At 75.2% G+C, this 22,244-nt stretch carries 23 protein-coding genes; 9 read left to right on the top strand and 14 right to left on the bottom strand.

What is annotated here, in order from left to right:
• Window positions 1-570 (bottom strand): GerMN domain-containing protein, encoded by a 570-nt coding sequence (locus tag Voc01_RS37020; RefSeq protein WP_203932338.1) that lies wholly within the window; start codon window positions 568-570, stop codon window positions 1-3.
• On the bottom strand, window positions 567-1,937 hold the full coding sequence (locus tag Voc01_RS37025; protein ID WP_203932339.1) for a sensor histidine kinase: 1,371 nt from the start codon (window positions 1,935-1,937) through the stop codon (window positions 567-569). Before Voc01_RS37025 ends, Voc01_RS37020 begins: the two co-directional genes overlap by 4 nt.
• A 122-nt stretch (window positions 1,938-2,059) precedes the next feature.
• Here Voc01_RS37025 and Voc01_RS37030 point away from each other — a divergent pair, with 122 nt between their 5' ends.
• The 3 genes from Voc01_RS37030 to Voc01_RS37040 all read left to right on the top strand — a co-directional run bounded on the left by Voc01_RS37030 (window position 2,060) and on the right by Voc01_RS37040 (window position 4,231).
• On the top strand, window positions 2,060-2,410 hold the full coding sequence (locus Voc01_RS37030; RefSeq protein WP_203932340.1) for an STAS domain-containing protein: 351 nt from the start codon (window positions 2,060-2,062) through the stop codon (window positions 2,408-2,410).
• 397 nt (window positions 2,411-2,807) lie between these two features.
• Window positions 2,808-2,960, top strand: a complete 153-nt coding sequence (locus Voc01_RS37035) for a hypothetical protein (RefSeq protein WP_203932341.1) — start codon at window positions 2,808-2,810, stop codon at window positions 2,958-2,960.
• 332 nt (window positions 2,961-3,292) lie between these two features.
• Window positions 3,293-4,231: a VOC family protein gene (locus tag Voc01_RS37040; RefSeq protein WP_203932342.1), complete on the top strand. Its 939-nt coding sequence runs from the start codon at window positions 3,293-3,295 to the stop codon at window positions 4,229-4,231.
• Window positions 4,232-4,242: 11 nt separating this feature from the next.
• Here Voc01_RS37040 and Voc01_RS37045 read toward each other — a convergent pair whose 3' ends face one another.
• Entirely contained in the window at window positions 4,243-5,508 is a 1,266-nt protein-coding gene (locus Voc01_RS37045; RefSeq protein ID WP_203932343.1) for a hypothetical protein, read from the bottom strand.
• A 119-nt stretch (window positions 5,509-5,627) separates the two neighbouring features.
• On the opposite strand from Voc01_RS37045, the gene Voc01_RS37050 reads away from it, so the two are divergent.
• Both Voc01_RS37050 and Voc01_RS37055 read left to right on the top strand, forming a co-directional pair.
• Entirely contained in the window at window positions 5,628-7,298 is a 1,671-nt protein-coding gene (locus Voc01_RS37050; protein WP_239160757.1) for an amino acid adenylation domain-containing protein, read from the top strand.
• Window positions 7,299-7,403: 105 nt separating this feature from the next.
• Window positions 7,404-7,781 carry a hypothetical protein gene (locus Voc01_RS37055; protein ID WP_203932344.1) on the top strand — a complete coding sequence of 126 codons (378 nt, stop codon included), beginning with the start codon at window positions 7,404-7,406 and terminating at the stop codon, window positions 7,779-7,781.
• Window positions 7,782-7,793: 12 nt separating this feature from the next.
• On the opposite strand, the gene Voc01_RS37060 is transcribed toward Voc01_RS37055, so the two are convergent.
• From Voc01_RS37060 to Voc01_RS37075, 4 genes are all read right to left on the bottom strand, one after another.
• Window positions 7,794-8,693 (bottom strand): phosphotransferase, encoded by a 900-nt coding sequence (locus Voc01_RS37060; protein WP_203932345.1) that lies wholly within the window; start codon window positions 8,691-8,693, stop codon window positions 7,794-7,796.
• A gap of 73 nt (window positions 8,694-8,766) precedes the next feature.
• On the bottom strand, window positions 8,767-9,579 hold the full coding sequence (locus tag Voc01_RS37065) for a DUF4253 domain-containing protein (RefSeq protein ID WP_203932346.1): 813 nt from the start codon (window positions 9,577-9,579) through the stop codon (window positions 8,767-8,769).
• Between the two features lie 74 nt (window positions 9,580-9,653).
• The gene (locus tag Voc01_RS37070; RefSeq protein ID WP_203932347.1) at window positions 9,654-10,451 is read right to left on the bottom strand and encodes an arginase family protein; all 798 of its coding nucleotides are present in this window, start codon (window positions 10,449-10,451) and stop codon (window positions 9,654-9,656) included.
• Window positions 10,444-11,157 (bottom strand): GntR family transcriptional regulator, encoded by a 714-nt coding sequence (locus tag Voc01_RS37075; RefSeq protein ID WP_203932348.1) that lies wholly within the window; start codon window positions 11,155-11,157, stop codon window positions 10,444-10,446. The genes Voc01_RS37070 and Voc01_RS37075 overlap by 8 nt, the downstream gene beginning before the upstream one ends.
• Before the next feature lie 140 nt (window positions 11,158-11,297).
• On the opposite strand from Voc01_RS37075, the gene Voc01_RS37080 reads away from it, so the two are divergent.
• Window positions 11,298-12,125: an SCO6745 family protein gene (locus Voc01_RS37080; protein WP_239160758.1), complete on the top strand. Its 828-nt coding sequence runs from the start codon at window positions 11,298-11,300 to the stop codon at window positions 12,123-12,125.
• On the opposite strand, the gene Voc01_RS37085 is transcribed toward Voc01_RS37080, so the two are convergent.
• The 3 genes from Voc01_RS37085 to Voc01_RS37095 all read right to left on the bottom strand — a co-directional run bounded on the left by Voc01_RS37085 (window position 12,117) and on the right by Voc01_RS37095 (window position 13,387).
• A complete protein-coding gene (locus Voc01_RS37085; protein ID WP_203932349.1) occupies window positions 12,117-12,425 on the bottom strand; it encodes a transcriptional regulator in 309 nt (102 codons plus the stop codon). The two genes, Voc01_RS37080 and Voc01_RS37085, sit on opposite strands and share 9 nt — an antisense overlap.
• Window positions 12,422-12,856 (bottom strand): hypothetical protein, encoded by a 435-nt coding sequence (locus tag Voc01_RS37090; RefSeq protein WP_203932350.1) that lies wholly within the window; start codon window positions 12,854-12,856, stop codon window positions 12,422-12,424. Before Voc01_RS37090 ends, Voc01_RS37085 begins: the two co-directional genes overlap by 4 nt.
• A 72-nt stretch (window positions 12,857-12,928) precedes the next feature.
• Window positions 12,929-13,387 carry a DUF5990 family protein gene (locus tag Voc01_RS37095; RefSeq protein WP_203932351.1) on the bottom strand — a complete coding sequence of 153 codons (459 nt, stop codon included), beginning with the start codon at window positions 13,385-13,387 and terminating at the stop codon, window positions 12,929-12,931.
• Between the two features lie 103 nt (window positions 13,388-13,490).
• On the opposite strand from Voc01_RS37095, the gene Voc01_RS37100 reads away from it, so the two are divergent.
• Window positions 13,491-14,276 (top strand): SAM-dependent methyltransferase, encoded by a 786-nt coding sequence (locus tag Voc01_RS37100; RefSeq protein ID WP_239160759.1) that lies wholly within the window; start codon window positions 13,491-13,493, stop codon window positions 14,274-14,276.
• 7 nt (window positions 14,277-14,283) lie between these two features.
• On the opposite strand, the gene Voc01_RS37105 is transcribed toward Voc01_RS37100, so the two are convergent.
• Both Voc01_RS37105 and Voc01_RS37110 read right to left on the bottom strand, forming a co-directional pair.
• Window positions 14,284-17,427, bottom strand: coding sequence for a BTAD domain-containing putative transcriptional regulator (locus Voc01_RS37105; RefSeq protein ID WP_203932353.1), 3,144 nt, complete (start codon window positions 17,425-17,427; stop codon window positions 14,284-14,286).
• A 30-nt stretch (window positions 17,428-17,457) separates the two neighbouring features.
• Window positions 17,458-20,169: a helix-turn-helix transcriptional regulator gene (locus Voc01_RS37110; protein WP_203932354.1), complete on the bottom strand. Its 2,712-nt coding sequence runs from the start codon at window positions 20,167-20,169 to the stop codon at window positions 17,458-17,460.
• Between the two features lie 76 nt (window positions 20,170-20,245).
• On the opposite strand from Voc01_RS37110, the gene Voc01_RS37115 reads away from it, so the two are divergent.
• Entirely contained in the window at window positions 20,246-20,965 is a 720-nt protein-coding gene (locus tag Voc01_RS37115) for an alpha/beta fold hydrolase (RefSeq protein ID WP_203932355.1), read from the top strand.
• Window positions 20,966-20,968: 3 nt separating this feature from the next.
• Here the strand turns inward: Voc01_RS37115 and Voc01_RS37120 are convergent, their stop codons facing one another.
• Both Voc01_RS37120 and Voc01_RS37125 read right to left on the bottom strand, forming a co-directional pair.
• Window positions 20,969-21,169: an HAD hydrolase family protein gene (locus tag Voc01_RS37120; protein ID WP_203932356.1), complete on the bottom strand. Its 201-nt coding sequence runs from the start codon at window positions 21,167-21,169 to the stop codon at window positions 20,969-20,971.
• On the bottom strand, window positions 21,120-21,611 hold the full coding sequence (locus Voc01_RS37125; protein WP_203932357.1) for an HAD family hydrolase: 492 nt from the start codon (window positions 21,609-21,611) through the stop codon (window positions 21,120-21,122). The genes Voc01_RS37120 and Voc01_RS37125 overlap by 50 nt, the downstream gene beginning before the upstream one ends.
• A gap of 30 nt (window positions 21,612-21,641) precedes the next feature.
• On the opposite strand from Voc01_RS37125, the gene Voc01_RS37130 reads away from it, so the two are divergent.
• On the top strand, window positions 21,642-22,238 hold the full coding sequence (locus tag Voc01_RS37130) for a hypothetical protein (protein WP_203932358.1): 597 nt from the start codon (window positions 21,642-21,644) through the stop codon (window positions 22,236-22,238).
• Window positions 22,239-22,244: the final 6 nt, after the last annotated feature.

A 22,244-nucleotide genomic window follows, 5' to 3' on the forward strand; every position in this document is an offset into this window, starting at 1 on the left:
TCACGCCGGTGCGAGCAGGTCCGCGTAGGTGAGCGCCGCCATCGGCTGCGCCGACAGCGAGCCGTCCGGGCGCGGAACCTCCAGCGGCTGGTCTCCGCGGACGAACGCGACCCCGCTGACGTCGGTGCGGGCGGTCAACGTGCAGACGATCTGCCCGAACGCGAGGATCTCGTCGGTGCGGCCGGTGGCGGGAGGGTCGTCGCCGAGGTCGACGAGGGCGATCGCGCCGGAGCGGCGCACGCCGCGGACGGTCGCCGTTCCCGTCAGCGCGCTGGTGAGGTCGGCGGCCGCCTCCGACGACGTCGGGCCGGCGAGCAGCGTCCGGGTCAACGCGTCCAGCGGCGTCGCGGGCCCGATCCAGCGGACGACGGGCACCAGCCGGCCGCGCCGGACGAAGTAGAACGGCTGCGCGACCGACCCGGCCGGCGACGGCGACACCTCGACCACCGGTCCCGTCCCGGGGACGGTGCCGGACGCCGGTAGCGGCCGCGCCTCGTCCTCGGCCGGGACGCCGCACCCCGCGACCAGCGTGAGGAGAAGGGCGGCGACGACCGCGGACCGCGCGGTCACGCCGGCTCCGCGGGAAGGTCGACGCGGAACCGCGCGCCGCCGCCGGGCCGGTCGTCGACGCTGACCCGGCCGCCGTGCGCGGCGGCGTGCTGCGCCACGATCGCCAGGCCCAGCCCGGTTCCGTCGGTGCGCCGGCGGGAGTTGGCGTGCCGGCCCCGGAAGAACCGGTCGAACACCGTGGTGCGGTCGGCCGGGTGGACGCCGGGTCCCTCGTCGTCGACCTCGACCACGCACACGTGCCGGTCTCCGCCGACGCGCACGGCGGTGGGACCGCCGGCGTACTGGACGGCGTTGTCGAGGAGGTTGTCGAGGATCTGGACGAACCGCCGCCGGTCGAGGCTCCACGTCCTGGGTGTGCCGTCGGCGACGGTGACGAGCGCGTCGGACAGGCCGCGGGCGGCGCACACCTGGCGCGCCAGCGCGACGACGTCGACCGGTGCGCGGTCGGCGGGCTGGTCGCTGCGGGCGAGCTCGAGGAGGTCGTCGACGAGGGCCTGGAACCGGTCGACCTCCTCGGCGACGAGCTGCGCGGCGACGGCGGTGCGTTCGTCGAGATGTTCGCGCCGGCGGTTCAGCACGCTCGCGGCCGCGCTGAGGGTCTGCAGCGGTGAGCGCAGCTCGTGACTGACGTCGGCGGCGAAGCGCCGGTCGCGTTCGAGCCGGGCCGACAGCTCGTCGACCATGTGGTTGAACGAGGTGGTCAGCCGCCCGAGGTCGGGCTCGGTGGTCGGGTCGAGCCGGGTGCTGTAGCCGCCGGCGGCCACCCGTTCGGCCGCGTCGGCGACGTAGCCGAGCGGTCGGAGCACGCGCCGGGCGCTGTACCACCCCAGTCCCGCCCCGCCGGCCGCTACCATCACGGCCACCGCCGTGAGACTGAGGGCCAGCACGTCGAGCGTGCGTTCCAGCTCGCTCAACGAACCGATCTCGTAGAACACCGCCGACGACGACAGCGGTACGGCGACCACGACCGTCGGGTGCCCGTTCTGGCGGAACCGTTGGACACCCGGTCTACCGTCGGCGACCAGGCGCTGCAACGACCGGGGGATCGCCTCGGCGATGGTGGCGTCGGCGTTGCGCGCGTACCAGACGCCGTCGCGGTGCACCACCACCCGGCGGTAGTCGCCGGTGTCGAGCGTGCCCAGCACGTCGGCGACCTCGGCGTCGGCGTCGCGCAGCCCGTCGCCGACGACCGCGGCGTCGGCCATCGCGGCCCGCACGACCGTCCGTTCCCGCTCCTCCAGCAGCCGGTCGCGCGTCAGCTGGTAGGACACCAGCGCCATGACGGCCGACAGCATCAACGCGCCGGCGGCGAACCCGGCCGTCACGCGGGTGCGCAACCCCGCGCGCCCGACCGCTGTGACCCTCATGCGTGCATCATCGCGCGGTCACCCGTACGGGTGTCCAGGATTGCCGGCCCCCGCGACCGGTTGTCACACAACCGTCAAACAAGCGCGCCACCACCGCCATGTACCCCCTGGACGCTGTGGATATGACGGGACAGACCGCCCACCCGGGGCACGACACCGCCGTCGCGACGTCGCCGATCCCCCGGCTGGAGCTGATCATCTGTGAGGCGTCGAGCCGGTCCGCGTCGGTGCGCCTCGCCGAACGTGTCGACGAGGCGGTCACGCTCCGGCCGGAGCACGTGATCGTCGACCTCACGGCCTGCGACAGCCTCAGCGCCGCCGCGATCGGTGTCCTGACGGACGCCCACCGGCGCGTCCGGCGCTACGGCGGCCGGTTGTCGCTGCGCGGTGCGGGTCCGCGCGTGCGGCGGCTGCTGGACCTGTCCGGCGTCGGCCACGTGTTCGACCTGCTCCCCGCGGGCGGCCCGCCGTGAACGGCGACTCCGCTGTCGTGACGGCGCCGGTGACGCGCGTCGACGACCTCCGTCATGGAACCGTCACATCGTCGTGGGTCGCCCGCCATACGGCCCGGCCATCCTGGTACCCGCGTCGGTCCGCAATGCCGCACCCGCCGGGTGGAACGCGACCGCGACGCGCCCGTCCTCGACGGAGGCCGGCACACCCGTCGCGCGCGGACGTCAGCGCCGAATGACCGTCCGCCACCCGGGCCGCCCCGCCCGCGCCGATCCCCCCGAACCGGCGCGGGCGGGGCCGGTGCGCGCGGGGGAGGTGGCCGTCCGGTCCGGACGGTTGGCGGTCCCGGCCGTGGGGTAAGTCCACCGGACCGGCGTCGTGCCGACTCGGCCGCGCCGAACGATAGAGGTGATTCCGATGGCGTCGTCGTCGTTTGTGAACCGCGTCCTGGCCTTCTTCCGGAGCCCGCAGGGTCGTCGGCTGGTCGACCAGGGGCGTCGGCAGCTGTCCCAGCCGGGCAACCGCAGCAAGCTCCAGGCGCTTCTCGCCAAGCTGCGCGGCCGCCGCTGACAACGTCCGGGCCTAAGCTGGGTCGATGGGGCGAACCGCGGGGTTCCAGCAGGCGGCCGGTGCCGACGACTGGCGCGTCCTCGACGCCGGCGTGGGCGCCTGGTTCGAGGCGCCGTCGATGACCGCGGGCGCGGCGCTCGTGCGGCGTATCGCCGACCTGTCCGCCGCCACCGGCCCGCCGGACGTGGACCTGCGGCCCGGCGGGGTGCGCGTGCGGATCGCCCCGACCGGTGATCCCACCCCGGCCGACGCGGAGTTCGCGCGCGGACTCGGCCGCGGCCCGGGACCTGGGACTGGCCGCGGACCCGGCCGTCCTCCAGACGGTGCGGCTCGTGATCGAGACCGCGGACGGGCCGTTGCTCCTGCCGTTCTGGCGCACCGTGCTCGCCTACGAGCCGGTCGGCGCCGACGGGCTCCGGGACCCGTCGCGCCGCGATCCCGGGCTGTCGTTCCGGCCGAGCCCGCACCGGCCGCTGCGTGACCGGATCCACGTCGACGTGGTCCGCGCGCCCGACGCGGTCGAGGCGGCGCGTGCCGCCGTCGAACAGAAGCCGTTCGGCCCGTACGGGGTCGCGCTCGCCGACGCCGACGGGAACGAGGTCGACGTGGTCCCCGGCGACCGGCTCTCCCCGCGGCCGGAGACCGCCGACTGGCAGGTGCTGTTCGCCGCGATGGCGTTCTACCCCGTCGACCGGCCCGCGCGGGCGGCCGACCTCGCGTCGGCGGTCGCCGGTCTGGCCGACGACGCCGGGCTGCCGCTGATGGTCGACCTGCGCCCCGACGGCGTCACGATCGACGGTGGGAAGGACCAGTGGGAGGACGGCGAGGGCTCCGCCACGCCGCGGTTCGTGGACCTGGCCGGCCGGATCCAGACCGCGGCGCGCGACCTGGGGCTGTCCGCCGACCCGACGCGCCCGCGGTTCGTCCAGCTCGGCCTCGACGCGGTCGACCTTCCCGCGGTGCGCGCGTTCTGGGCGGCCGTCCTCGGCTACAGCGAGGACCAGCGGCCGTTCCTGACCGACATCTACGACCCCCGCCGGCTGAATCCGGTCCTGTTCTTCCAGCCCATGGACGCGTCGGACGCGGAGCGGCGGCGGCAGCGCAACCGCGTCCACCTCGAGCTGTTCGTCGCCGACGACCACGCGCAGACCCGCGTCGACGCGGCGGTGGCCGCGGGGGGACGGGTCCTCGCCGGGTCGACCGCCGAGCGCCGGACCCTCGTCGACCCGGAGGGCAACGAGGTGGCCCTCGTGTCGTTGCGGCGGCAGTAGCCCGCCGCCCGCTACGGCTTCACGATCTGCAGCAGCCACTCCAGGCCGCGACCCTGATGGACGACGGCGAAGATCACCGCGACGAGCAGCGCGGTCCACGCGAGTCCGAAGATCACGCGGTGGGCCCTCTCCACGCCGTCGGCCACCTGGGCGACCAGAAGGCCGACCCGTCCGGGCGCCGGCGGGCGGAGAACCTCGTGCGGCTGGCCGTCGGGGTCGAACGGGGCGACGAGGGCGGCCAGCTCCCCGTACCGCCCGTGACGTCTCGGCCCGACCATGACGGTGGTCGCGAGTCTCAACGTGTTCCGCAGCTCCTCCGGGAGCCGGTCCGTGAGCGACGCCCGGCTCGCCAGGTACAGCCCCACCTTCCGCTCCGTGGCGCGGAGCAGGGTCGCCAGGGGATGGCTGACGCCGACGGTGCCGGTCGGGTGCTCCAGCCTGCGCGCCACGGCGATCAGGCACCTGCCGGCGTCGACCAGGTCCGGGCGGTGGACGAGCGGATCAGCCGGCAGGCGCGGGTCGTACGCGCGTAAGGCTCCGGCCGGCTCCCGCGCCAGACAACGACCGATGGCGCGGTGCGCCCGCGTCACCGGGAAGTACGAGGCGACGACCCGGACGCCGATGGCCGTCGTACAGACCACGAGGGTCCACCCGGCGACGGCCCCGACAAGCGCGGAGACCTTGACCGCCGCCGCGGCGTCGCCGGCGGCGACCTGCAGGGCCCGGACGGCCGAGGCGAGCACGGCGTACAGCCCCGAGAACACCGTGCACACGTGCAGGTACCGGTACCAGAACAGGTTCAGGGCGGCCTTCGTCCGCACCCTGGTGTGGAAGTCCGCGGCCGGCAGGTCCAGCGGCGGCAGACCCAGGCGCGGGGCCCAGGCCCCCAACCGGAACGTCGCGGCGTAGACCAGCGAGCCCGCCACGACGGCCGCGGACGCGGCGAGACACACGACGGCCAGCGGGACCGCGAGCAGCGACGCGCCGGCCGCGGCCAGCGGCACCCACAGGGCGATCACGTACGTCAGGCAGAGCACCACCGCGAGCGGCGCGACCTGCATGGCCAGCCAGCCGAGCCGGTCCCGCGGCACCGACCGCCACCCGGCCGGGCCGACGAACGCGGTCAGCGATCCGGAGCGGCGCAGCCGGAAGAACATCGGTGTCGGCGACTCGGCGTGCAGCACCCGGACCACGAGGGCCATGGACGACATGCCGCTGACGACGATGAACACCCCGACGGGGAACAGCATCTCCGTCGCCATCACGCCCCAGGTCACGGCACTCCCATCGACGGACCCGGCGTCGGAGGCGGTGCGCGGGTCGTGCGGTAACGCGCAGCTTATGCCGCCGCGGGAATTCGGCCGCCGGGTGATCGCGTCCGGGGGACGATGTCGGGGTGAGATGGCTCAGGCGGGGTGGTCGACCCGACCCGCGCGTGGAGGTCGACGGGCGGTCGCTGCTGGGGGCCGTCGAGGCGGCCGCCGGGTCCGCCGACAGGGGCTGGCAGGGGCTGGACGTCCTGGTGCGCGCGCTGGTCGACGTCGACGCGGCCGGCGACGACGGGCTGGCCCGTGCGGCGCTGCGGGTGCTCGGGCAGCGGCCGGCCCTGGTCACCCGGATCGACGAGCACGCCCGGCGGGTGCTGTGGTCGGCGACCGGCGCGACCCCGTTTCTCGACGGGCCGGTGGCCCGCCTCCACGAGGCGACACCCGGCCCGGTTGCGGTCGCCGTGGCCAGCACCCACCGCGACGGGCGGATCCGGGAACGGGCGGTGGCCGCGATGCTCGACCGGCCGTTGCCGGAGCTGATGCCGTTTCTGGCGCTGCGAACCGGGGACTGGGTCGGGCCCGTCCGTGACCGGGCGCGCGCCGGCCTGGCGCTGCTGCTCGCCGACGACGACGGCGACGGGGACGGCGGCGGGGACGGCGGCGGGGACGGCGGCGGGGACGGCGGCGGGGACGGCGGCGGCGGGTACCTGGCCGCGGTGCTGCCGACGACGGTGCTGATGCGGCCCCGGCTCCGGGGCGGGTTCGTGCACGGTCAGGCGCTGGCCGCGCTGATCACCGCACCGGAGCCGGTTCGTCGGGCGTTGGCCGGTACCGGCGACCGGCGGTTGCGGCGGTTCGTCTTCGACGTGGCCCTGGCGCAGGGCGGGATGCGCGTGGACGACCTCGTCGCCGTGGCCGAGTCCGACGACGACGTCCGGATCCGGGTGCGGGCCGCCGAAGCGGCCTGCCGGGAGGCGGTGTGGACCCGGCGGGTGCGGGTCCTGCGGCGCCTGGCCGGCCACCGCCGCGCCGAGGTGCGGGTGGTCGCGCTCACCGGACTGGCCCGCATCGGCGAGACCGCCACCGTCGCCGCGTCTCTCGACGACGGGGCCCCGCTGGTCCGGGCGCTGGCCCGCGCCGCCGCGGCCGGTCTCGGCACCGACGTGCCCGGGCACTACCGGGTCGCGGTCACCGCGCCGGTTCCGGCCGTGGGTGCCGTCATGGGACTGGCGGAGGCCGGCTCGGTCGCGGATGCCGCACTGCTACGGCCGTTGCTGACGCACGCCGACCGGACCGTCCGCGCCGCCGCCGTGCGGGCGCTGCGCCAGCTGGACGCCGTTGACGTCGAGGGGACACTGCCGCTGCTGCACGACCCCTCGCCGGCCGTCGTCCGGGAGGCGACAGCGGCGCTGCGACCGTTTCCGCGGCGGGTACCGGAGGAGGTCGCCTGGCAGCTGCTGGCCCATCCACGCATGGAGCTCCGTCGAGCCGGCTACCGGCTGCTGCGCGACCGGTCCACCGCGGTCCATCTGCGCGCGGCCCTCACCCTCGCCGTCGACCCGCATCCCGACCTGGCCCGCCGCGGCCTGGCCGACGTCACCCGCCTCGCCCGCGACGCGGCCCTGCCGTCGCGGCGCCGCGGTACGCCACCCGACCTGACGGCCACGGCCGACGGGCACGACCGGCTTGCCGCGCTGGTCCAGCGGGCCGCGCCCGCGCTCGGCCCCGGTACCACCGGCCAGCTGATGGCCTGGCTCGCCGCCACCGCGCCCACCCACCGCGACGGCGCACACCCGTGACCCCCGCGTCGCGTCGCCGGACCCGCGGAAACGTGTGGTGCCCGGCCGCGTCCCGCGCCTACCGTGACGGGGCATGGTGCGGCGGTTCGGGGGATGGTGAGGCGGGTGGCGCGACGGGATCCGCAGGAGAAGAAGGCGCTGAGCTACGCGCGCGACCGGCGTAACGCCTACGGCGAGAACGACAAGAGCTCACGCAGGAACATCCGCCGCAACAAGCGGATACCGAACCGTGTCGACCGGCATCGCGACCATCAGGTGCTGACGACGGCGGTCGGGCGCGTCGTTCCGGAGCTCGCCGAGTCGGCCGAGGTCACGCTGCTCGCGACGACGTCCCGGTGGATCTCGTGGGGGTGGCGCAAAAGCGGCGACGCGCCGTTGGCCGACGTCGTGGAGTACAAGCTGCGCCGCCGGGTCCGCCTCGGAATGGCCGACGAGGCCGCGACGCAGGCCCGCATCGAGCGCATCCGGCGCCGTACCCGGTAGCGGGCCGCGTACTCAGAGGCCCGCGAGGACGCGGCCGAGGGCCGCCCGGCCCGCGGGTCCCCAGGCCGGCTTGCCGCCGGGCAGGCCGCGGTCGCCGTTGCGGCCCATCAGCATCAGGAACAGGCTCTTCATCGCGGCCAGCCCGCGTGCCCGCCGGACGGTCGCCCCGTCGGCCCGGGCGTAGCGGTCGAAGAAGCGCGCGGCGCCCCCCGCGGGGAGCAGCAGCCAGGCCGCCGCCAGGTCCCACGCGGGGTCGCCGGCGAAGAGCGCGCCGAAGTCGACGACGCCGGCCAGCGTTCCGTCGGCGACGACGACGTTCGCGGGGTGGAGGTCACCGTGCACCCACACCCGCGGTCCCCGCCACCCGGCGGTCGCCACCGCGTCGGCCCAGACGGCCCGGACGTCGTCCGCGGCGACGTCGCCGAGGTCGACCGACCGCAGGAAGTGCTCGAACCCGCCCGTGCACTCGCTCGGGTGGGCCCCGAAGTCCGAGGCGGCCGGGGCGTCGGCGGGCGCCTCCACGTGCAGCGCCGCGAGAGACGCCGCCAGCGTGTCGGCGGCGTGGTCGCCGCGGGTGATCGGGGCGAGGTCGAGGGGCGTGCCGTCGACCCACGTCATGACGGTCCAGATCTTCGGGAAACGCTCCGACGGCGTGCCGCTGCGCACCGGGGTCGGTACCGGAAGCGGCAGGCGCGGGGCCAGCACCGGCAGCCAGCGCCGCTCCTTGAGCTGCGGCCCGGGGCCGGTGTCCATCCGCTGCATGCGGACGACCAGGTCGTCGCCGAGGCGCCACATCTGGTTGCCCCAGCCACCGTCGACCTCACGGACGGGAAGGCCGGCCAGATCCGGGTGCTGCTCCCGCAGCAGGCCGCGGACCAGATCCGCGCTGACCCCGGTCTCGGCTTCAGTCATCGGCGCCACGGTACCCGACGGCGGCGGCCACACCGGTTCGGCGTCCACTGTGGACAGACCGGCGGGGGCCGGTTCAGTCCCACCAGAACGACCAGATCGGCGCGTCGACGAGCTGGCCGGCGTAGCCGGCGAGGTCGGTCGCGGCGCCCTGCCAGACGTTGTCGGGACAGAACGCGAAGTGCTCCGCGGCGACGTGGAGCGCGGCGGCCGCGTCGGTCGGTGGCGCCGCGACGCTCAGGTACAGCTCGGCGTACCCCACGCCGATGACGCGCGCGGCGAAGCGGTCCTCCCAGGAGCGCAGGACGGCCGACAGCTTCGCCGTGTCGTTCTCGACATTCGCCGGGCCCTGCCATCCGGCGGTGGTGACCGAGTCGGCGCCGCGGGTGGCGGCGACCAGGCCGAGCCGCAGCTTCGGGTTGTCGGCGAGCATGAAGGCCACGCACTCGTCGGCGTGCAGGTCGGGATCGTCACCGACCGGCAGCGGCGCGGCCGGGCCCGGCCAGCGCTGCCCGTAGGGCGCGGTGACCGCGAGGCGTTCCGGCTGCGACAGGCGGTCGGCGTCGTCGGTGCGGGTGTGGTCGGCCCACCAGCCGGCCAGCAGGGTCGCCGCGTCCCACCCGCCGGGGTCGGACATGTCGGCCGGCCACAGTTCGCCGTCGTCCCAGGGGCGGGCGGTGTCGCCGCCGAGGTGGTCGAGCAGCAGCGGCCACAGGCCGGAGGTCGCGTGCGTCGCGCGCAACGCGGTCCACAACGGCGCGGTGGCGGGTCCGTCGCTGACCCAGAGGGCCGGCTGCCCGTCGTCGCCGTGCACGACGCGGCCCTCGGGGAGTGCGAGCGCGTCGGGAAGCGCGGCCACGAGACGGGACAGGTCGGGGGAGACGGACATGGCACGGAGCATAGGCGGCGGCCCACCCACGACCGCCGGCCGACCGGCCCGGCGCCGGGGCGCGCCGAGCGGAGTCAGTGCCAGTCCAGGGTGGCGCCGAGCGAGGCGGTGAGGCGGGTGACCGTCCGGCGGCTCGTCTGGTCGCCGGCGTGCCCGGGCAGCCAGGCACAGGCGATGTACGCGGCGACGACGGTGGCGGTGGCGCAGGCGGCGGCCAGGCAGTCCTCGATCCGGGCGAGGGAGGGACCGGGCCCGGAGGGGAAGCGGGCGCCGGGCAGTTCGGCGCCGTCGATGACGTCGATGTCGAGATGGAGGTGGACGGGGACGTCGCCGAGCCGGCCGAGGGCGTCGGTGACCGCGGCGGGATCGGCGGGCACGCGGTGGACGCGACTGGTGGCGAGGGCGTCGTGCTCGGCCGGGTCGAGGTCCCGGGCGTCGGCGAGAACGACGCTGGTCTCGGGGACCGGGCGCAGCCCGATCGCGTCGTCTAACAGGCCGGGTGTGCGACCGGTCAGCATGGCCAGCGCCATGCCGCCGAGGTAGCCGCTCGTCGAGATCGCGGGGGTGTTGAAGTCGCCGTGCGCGTCCAGCCACAGGACGGCCAGGTCGCTGTGACGGCGCTGCACCCCGGCCACCGCCGCCCGCGTGGTGGGGCAGTCGCCGGACAGCACCAGGGGCCTGGCCGCCCGCGTCACCGCGTCGACGGTGGCCCGGTGCAGCAGGTTCATCCGGGCGGGGACGGGACCGGCGGGGAGAGCCGGGCGGACGACCTCGGTCGCGCCGACGGGCACCGGAAAGTCCGGGAGGTGCTCGTCGAGGTGCCACGGCGTGACGATGAGATCCCATCCGCCGCCGGTGCTGTGGTCAGCCACGAGGGTCCTTCCGGCGCTGGTCGAGGAGGTCGAGTAGGCGTCGCAGCTCGGCGGCGCCGGCCCGCAGGTGCGTGGTGAGCTCGGCCCTGGCCCGCTCCGGGGTGCCGCGCAGCGCTTCCAGGAGCTGACGGTGGTCGTCCGTGGTGCGGCCGAGCTCGCGGCGGGACCGTTCGGACAGTGCCAGGGCGAGGCGCTGTTCCTGCTGGAGCTGTTCGTGGTAGCGGCGCAGCCGGGCGCTGCCGGTGGCCGCGACCAGGGTCGCGTGGAACCGCCGGTCACCGTCGAGTACGGCCGCGGTGTCGCCGCGGTCGAAGGCGTGCTCGATCCGCTCGACCAGGCCGGCGAGGGCCGCGTAGACCGCCGGGTCCCGGTGCCCGGTGAGGGCGTCAGCCGCGGCCAGCTCCACGGCGGCGCGGGCGGCGTAGATGTCGGTCACGTCCGCGGCGGTGATCTCGGCGACCACGATGCCGCGGTTCATCCGGTAGTGCACCAGGCCCTCGCTCTCGAGGGTCCGCGCGGCCTCCCGGAGGGTGCTCCGGGAGATGCCGAGCTCGCTGGCCAGGGCGGCTTCGCGCAGCGGCGTGCCCGGCAGCAGCCGCCCGGACAGGATGGCCTGCCGGACGGCGTCGGCGGCCTGCTCGGTGGTGCTCCGCCGCCGGATGGCAGCACCCAGCCCGGCGATCGGGCTCGTCACGTCGCCATCCATAACCGCAACCTTGCCAGATTGCCGGACAATCTGGCAACCGGGGCACCCGGACGGGAGGAATGTTCGACGGTGCTGTCGGATCGGAGCGGCCGCGTTCGTCGCGCGAATGGACCCGACGCCCCCGGACAAGGAGCCGCACCATGGCCACGATCGCCCGTCGCATGTTCGAGCTGCTGGAGCCGATCTGCCTCGTCACCTACTTCGCGGACGAGTGCAACGAGGAGCTGGCCGCGCTCGGCCACCGCACCTACTGGGACGGCTACTTCGCCAGCCGCGCCGCGCCGCTGGGTCGGGTGCCGGCGCAGGTCGTGCACGCGGCCTTCTACAGCTTCGCCGAGGGGGAGGCCGCGCGGCACATCCCGAGCGCCTGGGAGACGATCCCGCCCGAGGCGTCGATCGCCGCCCGGGAGCGGGGCAGTGCCGCCTCCCTGCGGCGGATCCTCGGGGAGGAGATGGCGGGCTCAGCGGGTCTCGTCCGCGCCGCCGACCTGACCACGAGGGCCGCGACCGGCGCGCCCACGGCGGGCCGGGTGATGTACGCCGGGATGCGGACCCTCGCGGTGCCGGGCGACCCGGTCGCCCGGCTGTGGCACTCGGCGACGATGCTGCGGGAACACCGGGGGGACGGGCATGTCGCGGCCCTGGTCGGCGAGCGCATCGGCGGCACGGAGGCCCACGTGCTGTCCGCGCTCGGGATGGGCATCTACCCGGCGGAGTCGTTCGGGCGCATCCACCACCTGCCGAAGGACCGGCTGGCCGCGGTGATGGACGGCCTGCGCGACCGCGGGCTCGTCGACGCCGACGGCCGGCTCACCGACGCCGGCCGCGAGACCAGGGGCCGTATCGAGGCCCGGACCGACGACCTCGCCGCCGCGCCGTACGACGCGCTCCCGCCGGCCGAGCTCGCCGAGCTGGTCCGCGAGCTGGAACCCATCACCGCGACGCTGGTGGCCGCCGGGTCACGCTGACCCCGGCCGCGGGACCGTCGTCGCGCCGACGATCTCCTGCAGCGCGGCGACGTGACCCCGGTAGGCGGCGAGACCCTGGCGGGTCATCGACAACCACACGCGGCGGGTGTCGGTGCCCAGGCGCTCCTGCCGGACGTATCCGGCGTCGACGAGGGCGGCGACCTGCTTGCTCAGCGCCGACGGGCTCAGGTCGAGGCTGTCCTTGACGACCGACAGTTCCAGCGTGGTGCCCGCGGCGAGCATCGCGCAGATCCGCAGGCGGTGCGTCGGGTGGATGACGGGGTCGAGTCCCGCGGTCACCGGGGCCGTCCCGTCGACGCGCGGTGCGCCACGCTGCCGGCGAGGTAGGTGACGGCGGCGGCGACCGCGAGGGCGGCGACCGGCCAGGCGTGCGCGGTGAGGTCGGCGACGACGATGGCGGCGACGACGAGCAGCGCCGACACCGCGACGGCGGACAGGAACGCGCGGCTGGTCGGCAGGACCCACGGCGTACCCATCCGGTACCCCGCCGCCATGTTGACGACGACGGTCGTGAGGGCGACGGCCAGCAGCGCGGTGGTGCGGTGGTCACCGAGGAGCGGGGTCGCCGCCATGCCACCCACCAGGGCGGCGTTGACCGGGTAGAGCCACGTCGGCCAGGGCGTGTTCCGCAGGGTCCGCTGCGCGTCCTCGATGCTCGCCAGCGCCTCGCGGGCCTCGGCGGGATCGGGCACTCGTCCGATGCTTTCCATGACGGAAACTATAGGCGATGGTTTCCGTCACGGCAAATATTGAAGGGGTGGAAACAATCCGTCGGGACGGTGTCAGGTCGCCGGCGGGGGAACGCACTGCCAGACCACATCGGGTGGCCGCACGCGGGCGGAGCGAGGTGCGCCCCTGCCGTCGGTCAGACCGAGCCGGCCGACCAGCACGCCCTCGCCGTCGTGCGCGGCACGCAGCACCCCGGTCGGCACGTCGCCGAAGATCAGCTTGATCCGCTTGAACATCGCGAAGCCGGTGCCGTCGACGGCGCCCCAGCTCAGGTACAGGAACCGGGCGCCGGGCCGGCCGTGGACGTAGGGCCCGCCGACGTCCAGCAGCCCGTCGACCTCGCGGCTGTCGACGTCGAACTCCCACGTCGCCGACCCGGCGTCGGCCGGAAACAGGTCGACGACCTCGGCCCTGCGCTGGACGCCCACGTGGACGTTGTTCCATCGCAACGCGTCGGCGCCGGCCGCGCCGCGACGGCCCGGCAGGTCGGTGCCCTCGATCCGGATGCGCATCCGGCCACTCTATGCAGCGTGCCCGCGCGACCACCGTCGATCGTCGACGGTAGGGTGCGGCCGACGACCGATGGCCGACGGTGACACCGAAAGGGCATGCGTGGTGACCGACTCCCCGAAGATCGACTCGACAGTTCCCCAGACCGCCCGGGTGTGGAACTACTGGCTCGGCGGCAAGGACAACTACGCGGTCGACCGGGCCCTCGGCGACGAGATCGCCGCGGCGTTCCCGATCATCGTCGAGATCGCCCGCGCCGACCGGGCCGTGCTCAACCGGGCCGTGCGCTACCTGGCCGGCGAGGCCGGCGTGCGCCAGTTCCTCGACATCGGTACCGGCCTGCCCACCGCGAACAACACCCACGAGGTGGCCCAGGCGGTCGCGCCCGACTCGCGCATCGTCTACGTCGACTACGACCCGCTCGTGCTGGTCCACGCCCGGGCGCTGCTCACCAGCGGTCCCGAGGGCGCCACCGACTACATCGACGCCGACATCCGCGACGTCGACCGGATCCTCACCGGCGCCGCCCGCACGATCGACCTCGCCAGGCCGGTCGCGGTGATCCTCTCGGGCATCCTGGCGCACCTTCCGTCGGCGGAGGAGGCGCGCGAGGTCGCGCAGCGGGTGATGGCGGGCCTGGCGCCGGGGAGCTACCTGGTGGTCTGCGACGGTACGAACACCAACCCCGAGCTCAACGAGGTCATGAAGATCTGGAACGAGTCGGCCAACCCGAAGTACGCGATGCGCACGCCGGAGGAGATCCGTGCGTACTTCGACGGACTGGAGTTCGTCGAGCCCGGCCTCATCGACGTCACCCGCTGGCGCCCCGACCCCGACGCCGGCGAGGTGCCGATGCTGCACAACCTGGTCGGGGTCGCGCGCAAGCCGTGACGGCGGATCACCCGGGAAGCTCTGCCAGCAGGCGGTCGGCGCGCGTCGCGAAGAGGTGGGCGCCGCGTCGCCGCGACAGGGTGAGCGCCCGGCGGGCCGCGCGCACCGCCGACGCGGGGTCGCCGCCGGCGTGGAGCGCCTCGGCGTGGAGGGTCTCGGCGCGGATGACCAGAACCAGGCCCTCGGCGTACCGCTCGCCGTAGGTGTCGATGAACGCGTCGGCCCTGTCCAGCGCCTTCGTGGCCGCGCAGAGCCCGCCGGCACGGAGCTGGATCTCGGCGAGCAGCGCGTACCAGGTGGCGAGGTTCGACCGGGGCGGGTCGACCAGGGTGGACTCGATGACCCGCTCCGCCTCGATCGCCGACGCGGCCGGGTCGTCGCCCGACATGGCCCGCGCCCAGTGCCGCGCCAGCCGCGGGTAGGCGCCGGAGAACGTGAACGAGAACGTCGGGTCGGCCCTGATCGCGGTGTCGGCCGCCCGCAGGGCCCACGCGACGTCGCCGGCGGCGGCCGCCGCGGTGACCGCGAACGAACCCCAGACGCTGATGGCGTAGGGGTCGCCGGCGGCGTCGGACTCGACCGCGTCGAAGAGCCCGCGCGCGGCGTCCAGGTCGCCGTGCAACGCGGTGTTCAGCGCGAGCATGACGGGCGTCATCAGCTGCAGCCGGTGCCGCAGCGGCTCGGCGTCCTGGTGGGCGCGGACGAGCGCGTCGGACCGGCTCAGGTTCCGGTACGCCGCACCGATGTTGCCCGAGCTCCACTGGTGCACGCCCCAGGCGTGATGGCCGGAGGCCCGGACGACGGGGTCGGGTGAGCGCCGGCCGTGGTCCAGCAGGCGGCGCGCGAGGCGCCCGGCCGCGTCGAGCCGGATGCCCTGGGCGTGCGCCAGGAACCGGGTCAGGAGGAAGCCGGTGGCCTCCCGTTCCTGGCCGAGCGACCGGGCGACCTCCTCGGCGCGGTCGAGGTGGTCCAGGGTGGCTCCGACGAATCCGGTGTGGATACCGGAGACCGCGGTCAGCTCGGTGAGCGCGGTCAGCTCGAGGTCGAGGAGCCCGGCGTCGCGCGCCAGCCGGGCCGCGGTGTCCAGGTGCCGGTCCGCGGTGTCGTAGGCGGACCGGCGCGCCGCGATGCGGCCCGCGACGACGAGCGCCTCCACCACCCGCTTCGGCTCGGCGAGCGGGCCGGCCGAGCACAGGTGGTGGGCGAGGGCCTCGGCGTGGCGCTCGACCGGTTCCGGTTCGCGCGCGAGCACGTCCGCGATGCGCAGGTGGAACCGGCTCGTGTCCGACCGGGTCGTCGAGAGGACGACCGACTCGCGGACGAGGTCGTGCGCGAACCGCCACTGGTCCAGCGGGCCGCTGACGACCTCCACCAGGCCGTGCGACTCGAGGGACTCCAGGTGGGCCAGGCACCGCGACACGTCGAGGTCGGCCGCGCCCGCCACCAGGCGGACGTCGATGTCGCGGCCCATCAGCGCCGCGATCTCGATCAGCCGACGGTCCCCGTCGTCGAGCGCGCCCGTGCGGTCGCGGACGATGTCGCGCACCGTCGAGGGGACCGCGGGACGCGCCGCCGCCCCGTCGGCGGTGAGCAGCCGCGCGAGCTCCCGCACGAAGAACGCGTTGCCGCCGGTGCGGGCGTGGATCCGCCGCGCCACGACCGGGTCCGGGGCCCGGCCGGTCTCCCGACGGATCAGCTCGGTCACCTCGGACGAGGCGAGCGGGCCGAGCCGGATCCGGCGGTGGAACGGGTGCCGGCCGACCGTGGCGAGCATCCGCGTCAGCGCCGGCCCCGGCGGTGGTGCGGTGGAGCGCAGCGCCCCGAACATCGCGGTTCCGGCCGGCAACCGGGTCGCGAGGTGACCGAAGAGTCCCAGCGATGCGGCGTCGACCCACTGGAGATCGTCGACCAGGAGCACCACCGGTCGCCGCGCCGACAGCTGACCGACCAGTGAGACGGCCCGTTCGAACAGGCGGAACTGGCTGTCACCGTCGGGCCGGTCAGGGGCGGAGGAGGACGGTGCCAGGAGGCGCCCGAGTTCGCCGGTGTGCCACGGCTGCCGCGCGGCCGGCGGCAGGGCGTCGAGGAGCGCGCCGACCGCCTGGACCCAGGGCCACATCGACGGCGCGACGTCCCGTTCGAGGCAGCGCCCCCAGACGACGAACGCGCCGTCGCGCGCGGCCCCGGCGGCGACCTCCTCCAGGAGACTGGTCTTGCCCACGCCCGGCTCGCCCTCCACGAGGCCGAGCCCCACGCCCCCGGCCAGTGCCGATCCCGCGGTCCGCCGCAGCACCGAGAGCTCGTCGATGCGACCGATGAGGCGGCCGGCCGGCGGCGCCGTCGCGGCGGCGGGACCCGGTCGTCCACCGCGCGGCTCCGGGACCGGGTTCGCGTCCAGAACCCGCCGGAACGCGGCGGTGAGCGCCGGGCCCGGATCGACGCCGAGCTCCTCGGCGAGCCGGTCGCGGACCGCCCGCAGCAGGGCCAGAGCCTGCGCCTGCTGCCCGGCCGCGGCGAGGGCCAGGGCGAGACCCGCGTGCACCGCCTCGTTCAGGGGCGCCATGCGGGCGGCGAGGTACAGCGGCTGGAGCACGCGCCCGGGCTGCCCCCGCGTCACCGCGAGGTCGGCCGCGGCGAGGCACGCGTCGAGGAACTCGGCGTCCAGCGCGGCGAAGACCGGCATCCCGGCGGGCCCGTGTGCCAGGCCGTCGCCGGCCGGGCCGTGCCACAGCCCGAGCGCCCGCAGGTACGCGTCGAGGGCCGCGTCGGGCCGCCGTTCGGCGGCGGCGGCCTCCGCCGCGCCGATCAGCTCCCTGAACTCCGCGACGTCCAGCGTGTCGGCGCCGGCCGCGAACAGGTACCCGCTGCCGTGGCGCCGGAGGAACGCCCCGGTGGCCCGCGCCGGCACTGTCGGCTCGAGCAACCGGCGGAGCGCGCCGACGTACTTCTGCAGGATGTTCGTCGCCGAGGCCGGTGCCCGGTCGGCCCACACCAGGTCGACCAGCTCGTTGATGCTGGCCGGCTTCCCCGCCCGGGCGAGGAGCACCGCCAGCAGGTAGGCCTGCTGTCGAGGTCCCGGATCCAGCTCTTCCCCGTTACGCCAGATCCGCAGTGGACCGAGGATCTGCAGGCGTAGATTGCCGCCGGTCATGTGGCCCGACGGTAGGCGGCCGACGGCGGGTCAGGTTACGTCGGATGACGTAATCACGTGGGCCAGTTCGGTGCGCGAGCTGACGTGGATCTTCGGGTAGATCCGGTACAGGTGGGTGCTGACGGTCCGCGGTGAGAGGAAGAGCCGCTCGCCGATCTCCCGGTTGCTCAGTCCTTCCGCGGCGAGCCGGGCGATCTGCTGTTCCTGCGGGGTGAGCGCGGCCATCGCGTCGATCGGCTTGCGGCGGGTCTCCCCGGTCGCCCGCAGCTCGGCGCGGGCCCGGTCGGCCCACGGCGTGGCGCCGACCGCGTCGAACGCGGCCGCGGCGGCCCGCAGCGGCGGCCGGCTGTCGGTGATCCGGTGTGACCGGCGCAGCCACGCGCCGTACGTCAGCCGCAACCGGGCCCGGTCGAAGGGCCACTCGGCCAGGTCGTCGGCCAGCGCGGCCCCGTAGTCGCCGGTGAGCGCCGCCCGGGCGTACGCGAGCCCCACCAGCAGCGCGGGCGACCGGCTCTGCGCGGCCACCGGCTCCAGGTCCGCCACCAGCGAACGCAGCTCGTCGAGGAAGCCTCCGCGCACGGCGGACTCGGCGAGGTCGCCGAACATGAGCAGCCGGTAGTCCGGGAACCAGGCCCGGTCCGCCGGGTCGAAGACCCGCGACAACTGGTGGAACGCGTCCTCCGCCTGGCCGTCGGCGAGCGCCGCGACCCCGCGCACCCGCTGTACCAGGGCGAGCATCGGGAACCGTCGGGCGGCCACGATCGCCCGCTCGGCGTCGTCGGCGCGCCGGCGGGCGGCGGCGACGTCACCGCGCCGGGCCTCGGCCAGGCCGGCGACCAGGCTGCCACCGAGGACCCACATCGGCTGCCGGGTCTCCTCGGCGAGCGCCATGCACTCCGCGGCGAGCGGCAACGCGGCCAGGGTGTCGCCCAACGCGGCCGCGGCCGAGGCGGCCGTCGCGAGCGTCTGGGTCAGGGTGCCGATCCGGCCCTGCGCGCGCAGGTCGGCCGCCGAGGACAGGGCGAACAGCCGGGCGAGGTCGAACGCGCCGACAGCGAACGCCGCGAAACCCAGGTTCACCCGTTGGACCGGCGCCAGGTCCATCCGGGGTGCGAACCGCCGCAGCCGGTCCAGCCCGACCGCGCCGTGCTCGACCGGCGCGACCTGCGAGAGGATCACCGTCCGGGCCGGGTCGTCGGCGTCGAGGTCCAATGCGAGCGTGACCTCGACGAACCGGTCGCGGACCGCCCGGGGCGGGCTGGCGTAGTAGACGCCCATGCAGACCTCGGTCATCGCCTTGACGGCGAGGTCACGCTGGCCCTCGCGGCGCATCGTGTCGATGTGGTCGGCGTAGGTCAGCAGCCGGTCCGGACCGGTCCGGGCGCCACCGGCCAGCCCGTCCCGGATCCACGTCAGCCGGGCCCGGTCGGCCGGGTGCAACGCGGTCTCGTCGATCTCACCGATCAGACGGCGCAGCGTCAGCGCGTCGCCCTGCTCGAACGCGAGGTCGCAGGCCCAGAGCTGCCGGCGGCCGCGTTCGGCGCGGTCTCCGCTGAGCTGTGCGGCGCGGCCGACGGCGGCCAGCGCGGTCGCGACGGCCTGGCGTTGCGCGGCCCGCACGGCGACCTCCGTCAGCTCGGCGGCCAGCGACTCGTTCGGGCCCGGCTCGGCGGATGCCCGGTGCCACAACCGGCGTTGCCGGTCGTGGGCCAGCACGTCGGCCAGAGCCGCGTGGACCCGGCGCCGGTCGCCGGCGGCGGCCTGCTGGCGCATCGCCGAACGCAGCAGCGGGTGCCGGAACCGCACCTCGTACCGTTCGTCGACGAGCACCAGGCGGGCCGTCACCGCGGGCTGGATCGCGTCGGGCGGCACTTCGGCGCCGGTGACCAGCGCGGCGGCGGCGAGGATCTCGTCCAGGTCGCCGCCGTCGTCCAGCGCCGCGATCAGCATCACCGTGCGGGTCAGCGGCGGCAGGTCGGCGACCAGGCCGCCGAACGTCCGCTCGACGCGCGTGCTCAACGGGAGCGACGACGGCAGGAGCGCGGACCCGCCGGACCGGACGGCCGCGGCGCCCAGTTCGACGATGCCGAGCGGATTGCCGGCCGCCTCGTCGAGGACCCGGGCCCGTAGCGCCCGGGTCAGCCGGGGCACGGTCCGGTCGAGCAGCGTCTCGGCGTCGTCGGGACCGAGCGGCTCCAGCCGGAGCTCGGGCAGCCCGGCCGCCGCGAGCCGCCGGTCGATGTCCTCGCCGTCGCGCACCGCGATGACCAGCGCGACCCGGTCGGCCTCGACCCGTCGGCACAGGAACGCCAGCGTCTCCCAGCTCGCGGCGTCGAGCCAGTGCGCGTCCTCGATCGCGAGCAGCACCGGCGCCTCGGACTCGCCGAGGATCCCCAGGACCTCGATGGCCAGCCGGTACGGCGACCCGGTGTCGGACGGGGCCGGTCGCAGGGGACGGAGCAGGTGGTCGAGCCCGGCGTACGGGATCTGGACCTCGGCCTGCACGCCGGTGACGGTCAGCAGCCGCATGGCGCGGTCGCGGCCGGCCCGGACGGCGTGGTCCAGCAGCGTCGACTTGCCGATGCCGGCCTCGCCACGGACGACGAGGGCCGCGCCGCGCCCGGCGCACGCGTCGTCGAGGAGTGCTTCGACCACGCCGATCTGGTCGTCCCGCCCGACGATCACCGACATGCCCTTCATCGTGCCCGAGGCGACGCCGTCGATCATCGGGTGGCGGCGCATCTCACGGCGGTTCAGTGGTCGTCAAGTGCGCGCTCCTACGCTCGGCCGCAACCGTCACGAACGCAGGGAGACAGTCATGCCGCGACCCACCATCGTCCTCGTCCACGGGGCGTGGGCGGACACCTCGAGCTGGAACCCCGTCGCCTCGTCACTGCAGGGGCGGGGGTACGACGTGCTCGGCCCACCCAACCCGCTGCGCGGCCTGGCCACGGACGCCCCGTACCTCGCGTCGTTCCTCGCGCAGCGGACCAGCGGTCCCGTGGTGCTCGTCGGCCACTCCTACGGCGGCTTCGTCGTCACGAACGCCGCCGCCGGCGACGTCCGCGCGCTGGTGTACGTCGACGCGTTCATCCCCGACGAGGGCGAGACCGTCTTCCAGATCCTCGGCGGGTCCGGGTCCGCCCTCGCCGTGGCCGATCCGACGACCGTGCTCGACATCGTCGGCTACCCGGGCGCGCCCGACGGCGACGCGGAGGCGTTCCTGAAACCGGCGACCGTGCACGACGCGTTCGCGCCGGACCTGCTGGAGGACGACCGGCGGCTGATCGCCTTCAGCCAGCGCCCGATCACCTTGAGCGCCAACGCGACCCCGTCCGGTCCGCCGGCGTGGAGGACGCTGCCCAGCTGGTCGGTCATCGGCACCGAGGACCGGGTGATCCCGGCCGACACCAAGCGCCGGATGAGCTCGCGCGCCGGTGCCACCGTCACGGAGGTGGCCGGTTCCCACGTGTCGATGCTCTCGCGCCCGGAGGCCACCCTCGACGCGATCCTGGCCGCGGTCGGGGCGGTGGGCTGAGTACTACGGTTCGAGCCAGGCGTCGAGGACGGGGAGCACCGCCCGCAGGTCCGTTCCGTCGACCGCCACGTGGGCGGCCGCGCGGGCCGCCGCGGTCGCGTTGAACGCGATGGCCCGCCCGACCGCGCCGAACAGCGGCACGTCCGAGCGCCCGTCACCGACCGCCGCGCACCGCGCGGGTGCGACGCCGAGTTCGGCGGCCACGCCGACCGCGAAGTCGCGCTTGTCGACCTCGTCGAACCGTTTCGGCGACGGCTCCGGTGTAACGGTCGCCGGCCAGTTCGAGTCGCGGTCCGCACGCGCGGTCGAAACCGAAGCGCTCGCACAGGTAGGCGCCGACGGGGTGCCAGGCCAGCGTGGCCAGGACCGGTACCAGGTCGTGCCGGTGGCACCAGCGGACCGTCTCGGCGATGCCGTCCACCAGTGGCACCGACTCCAGGTGGCGGCGCACCTGCGCGGGGGTCCACGTCGCCCAGCACCGGGCCTCCAGGACGGCGGCCCGGTGACTGTCGAGCAGGCCCGCCCCGTAGCCGGCCTGTATCTCCCGGACGACCCCGGCGGAGCCGAGAGCCCCGGCGAGGTGCTGCCCGGTGCTGCCCGGCGCCAGGGTCCCGTCGACGTCGAAGAACACGGCTCCGCGGACCATCACCGGACGGTACCGGTGGCCGGAGCCGGCGTGCGGGCTGGTAGTAACTCCGGGGTGGGACGCTACTTCTATCCGCATCTGTTCGACGCCGACGTGTTCGCCGAGGAGGTCGACGCCGCCACCGTCGCGGTGCTCGAACGGTGGGCGTCCGACGGTGTCGAATGCGCCGGGCTGACCGGGGCGCAGCGTGAGGTGGTGGACGACGTGGTCGCGGCCCTCGGCATGGCCTCGGCGACGCTCGACGACGGCGCGTTGCGCGCCCTCGACGAGGAGTTCGACATCAGCTCCCGACGGTTCCTCGCGGAGGGCGTGCCGTTCCGGCGGTCCCACTGCCCGGACCTGGCGGGCCACGTCCAGGAAGGGGTGTGGGCCTCCGGCGACGGCCCGGCCGTCGACGAGCTGTGCGCACTGCTCGACCACATCAACGGCATCGACGGTGGACGGTTCGGTGACCTGGCCGAGCCGTTCGTGGGGTACCTGCTGCCCGGGGAGGTCCAGCGCGCCGGCGCCCTGCTGGAGGGCCACCGTTTCACCGATCCGGCCCAGGAGGACGACCGGCGGCTGCTGCTGGAGATCTTCTCGATCGGCGGGCGCAACGGGCACGGGCTGTACTGGACGTGGCTCTGACCAGAC

The organism is Virgisporangium ochraceum (assembly GCF_016863655.1).
Lineage (GTDB): Bacteria > Actinomycetota > Actinomycetes > Mycobacteriales > Micromonosporaceae > Virgisporangium > Virgisporangium ochraceum.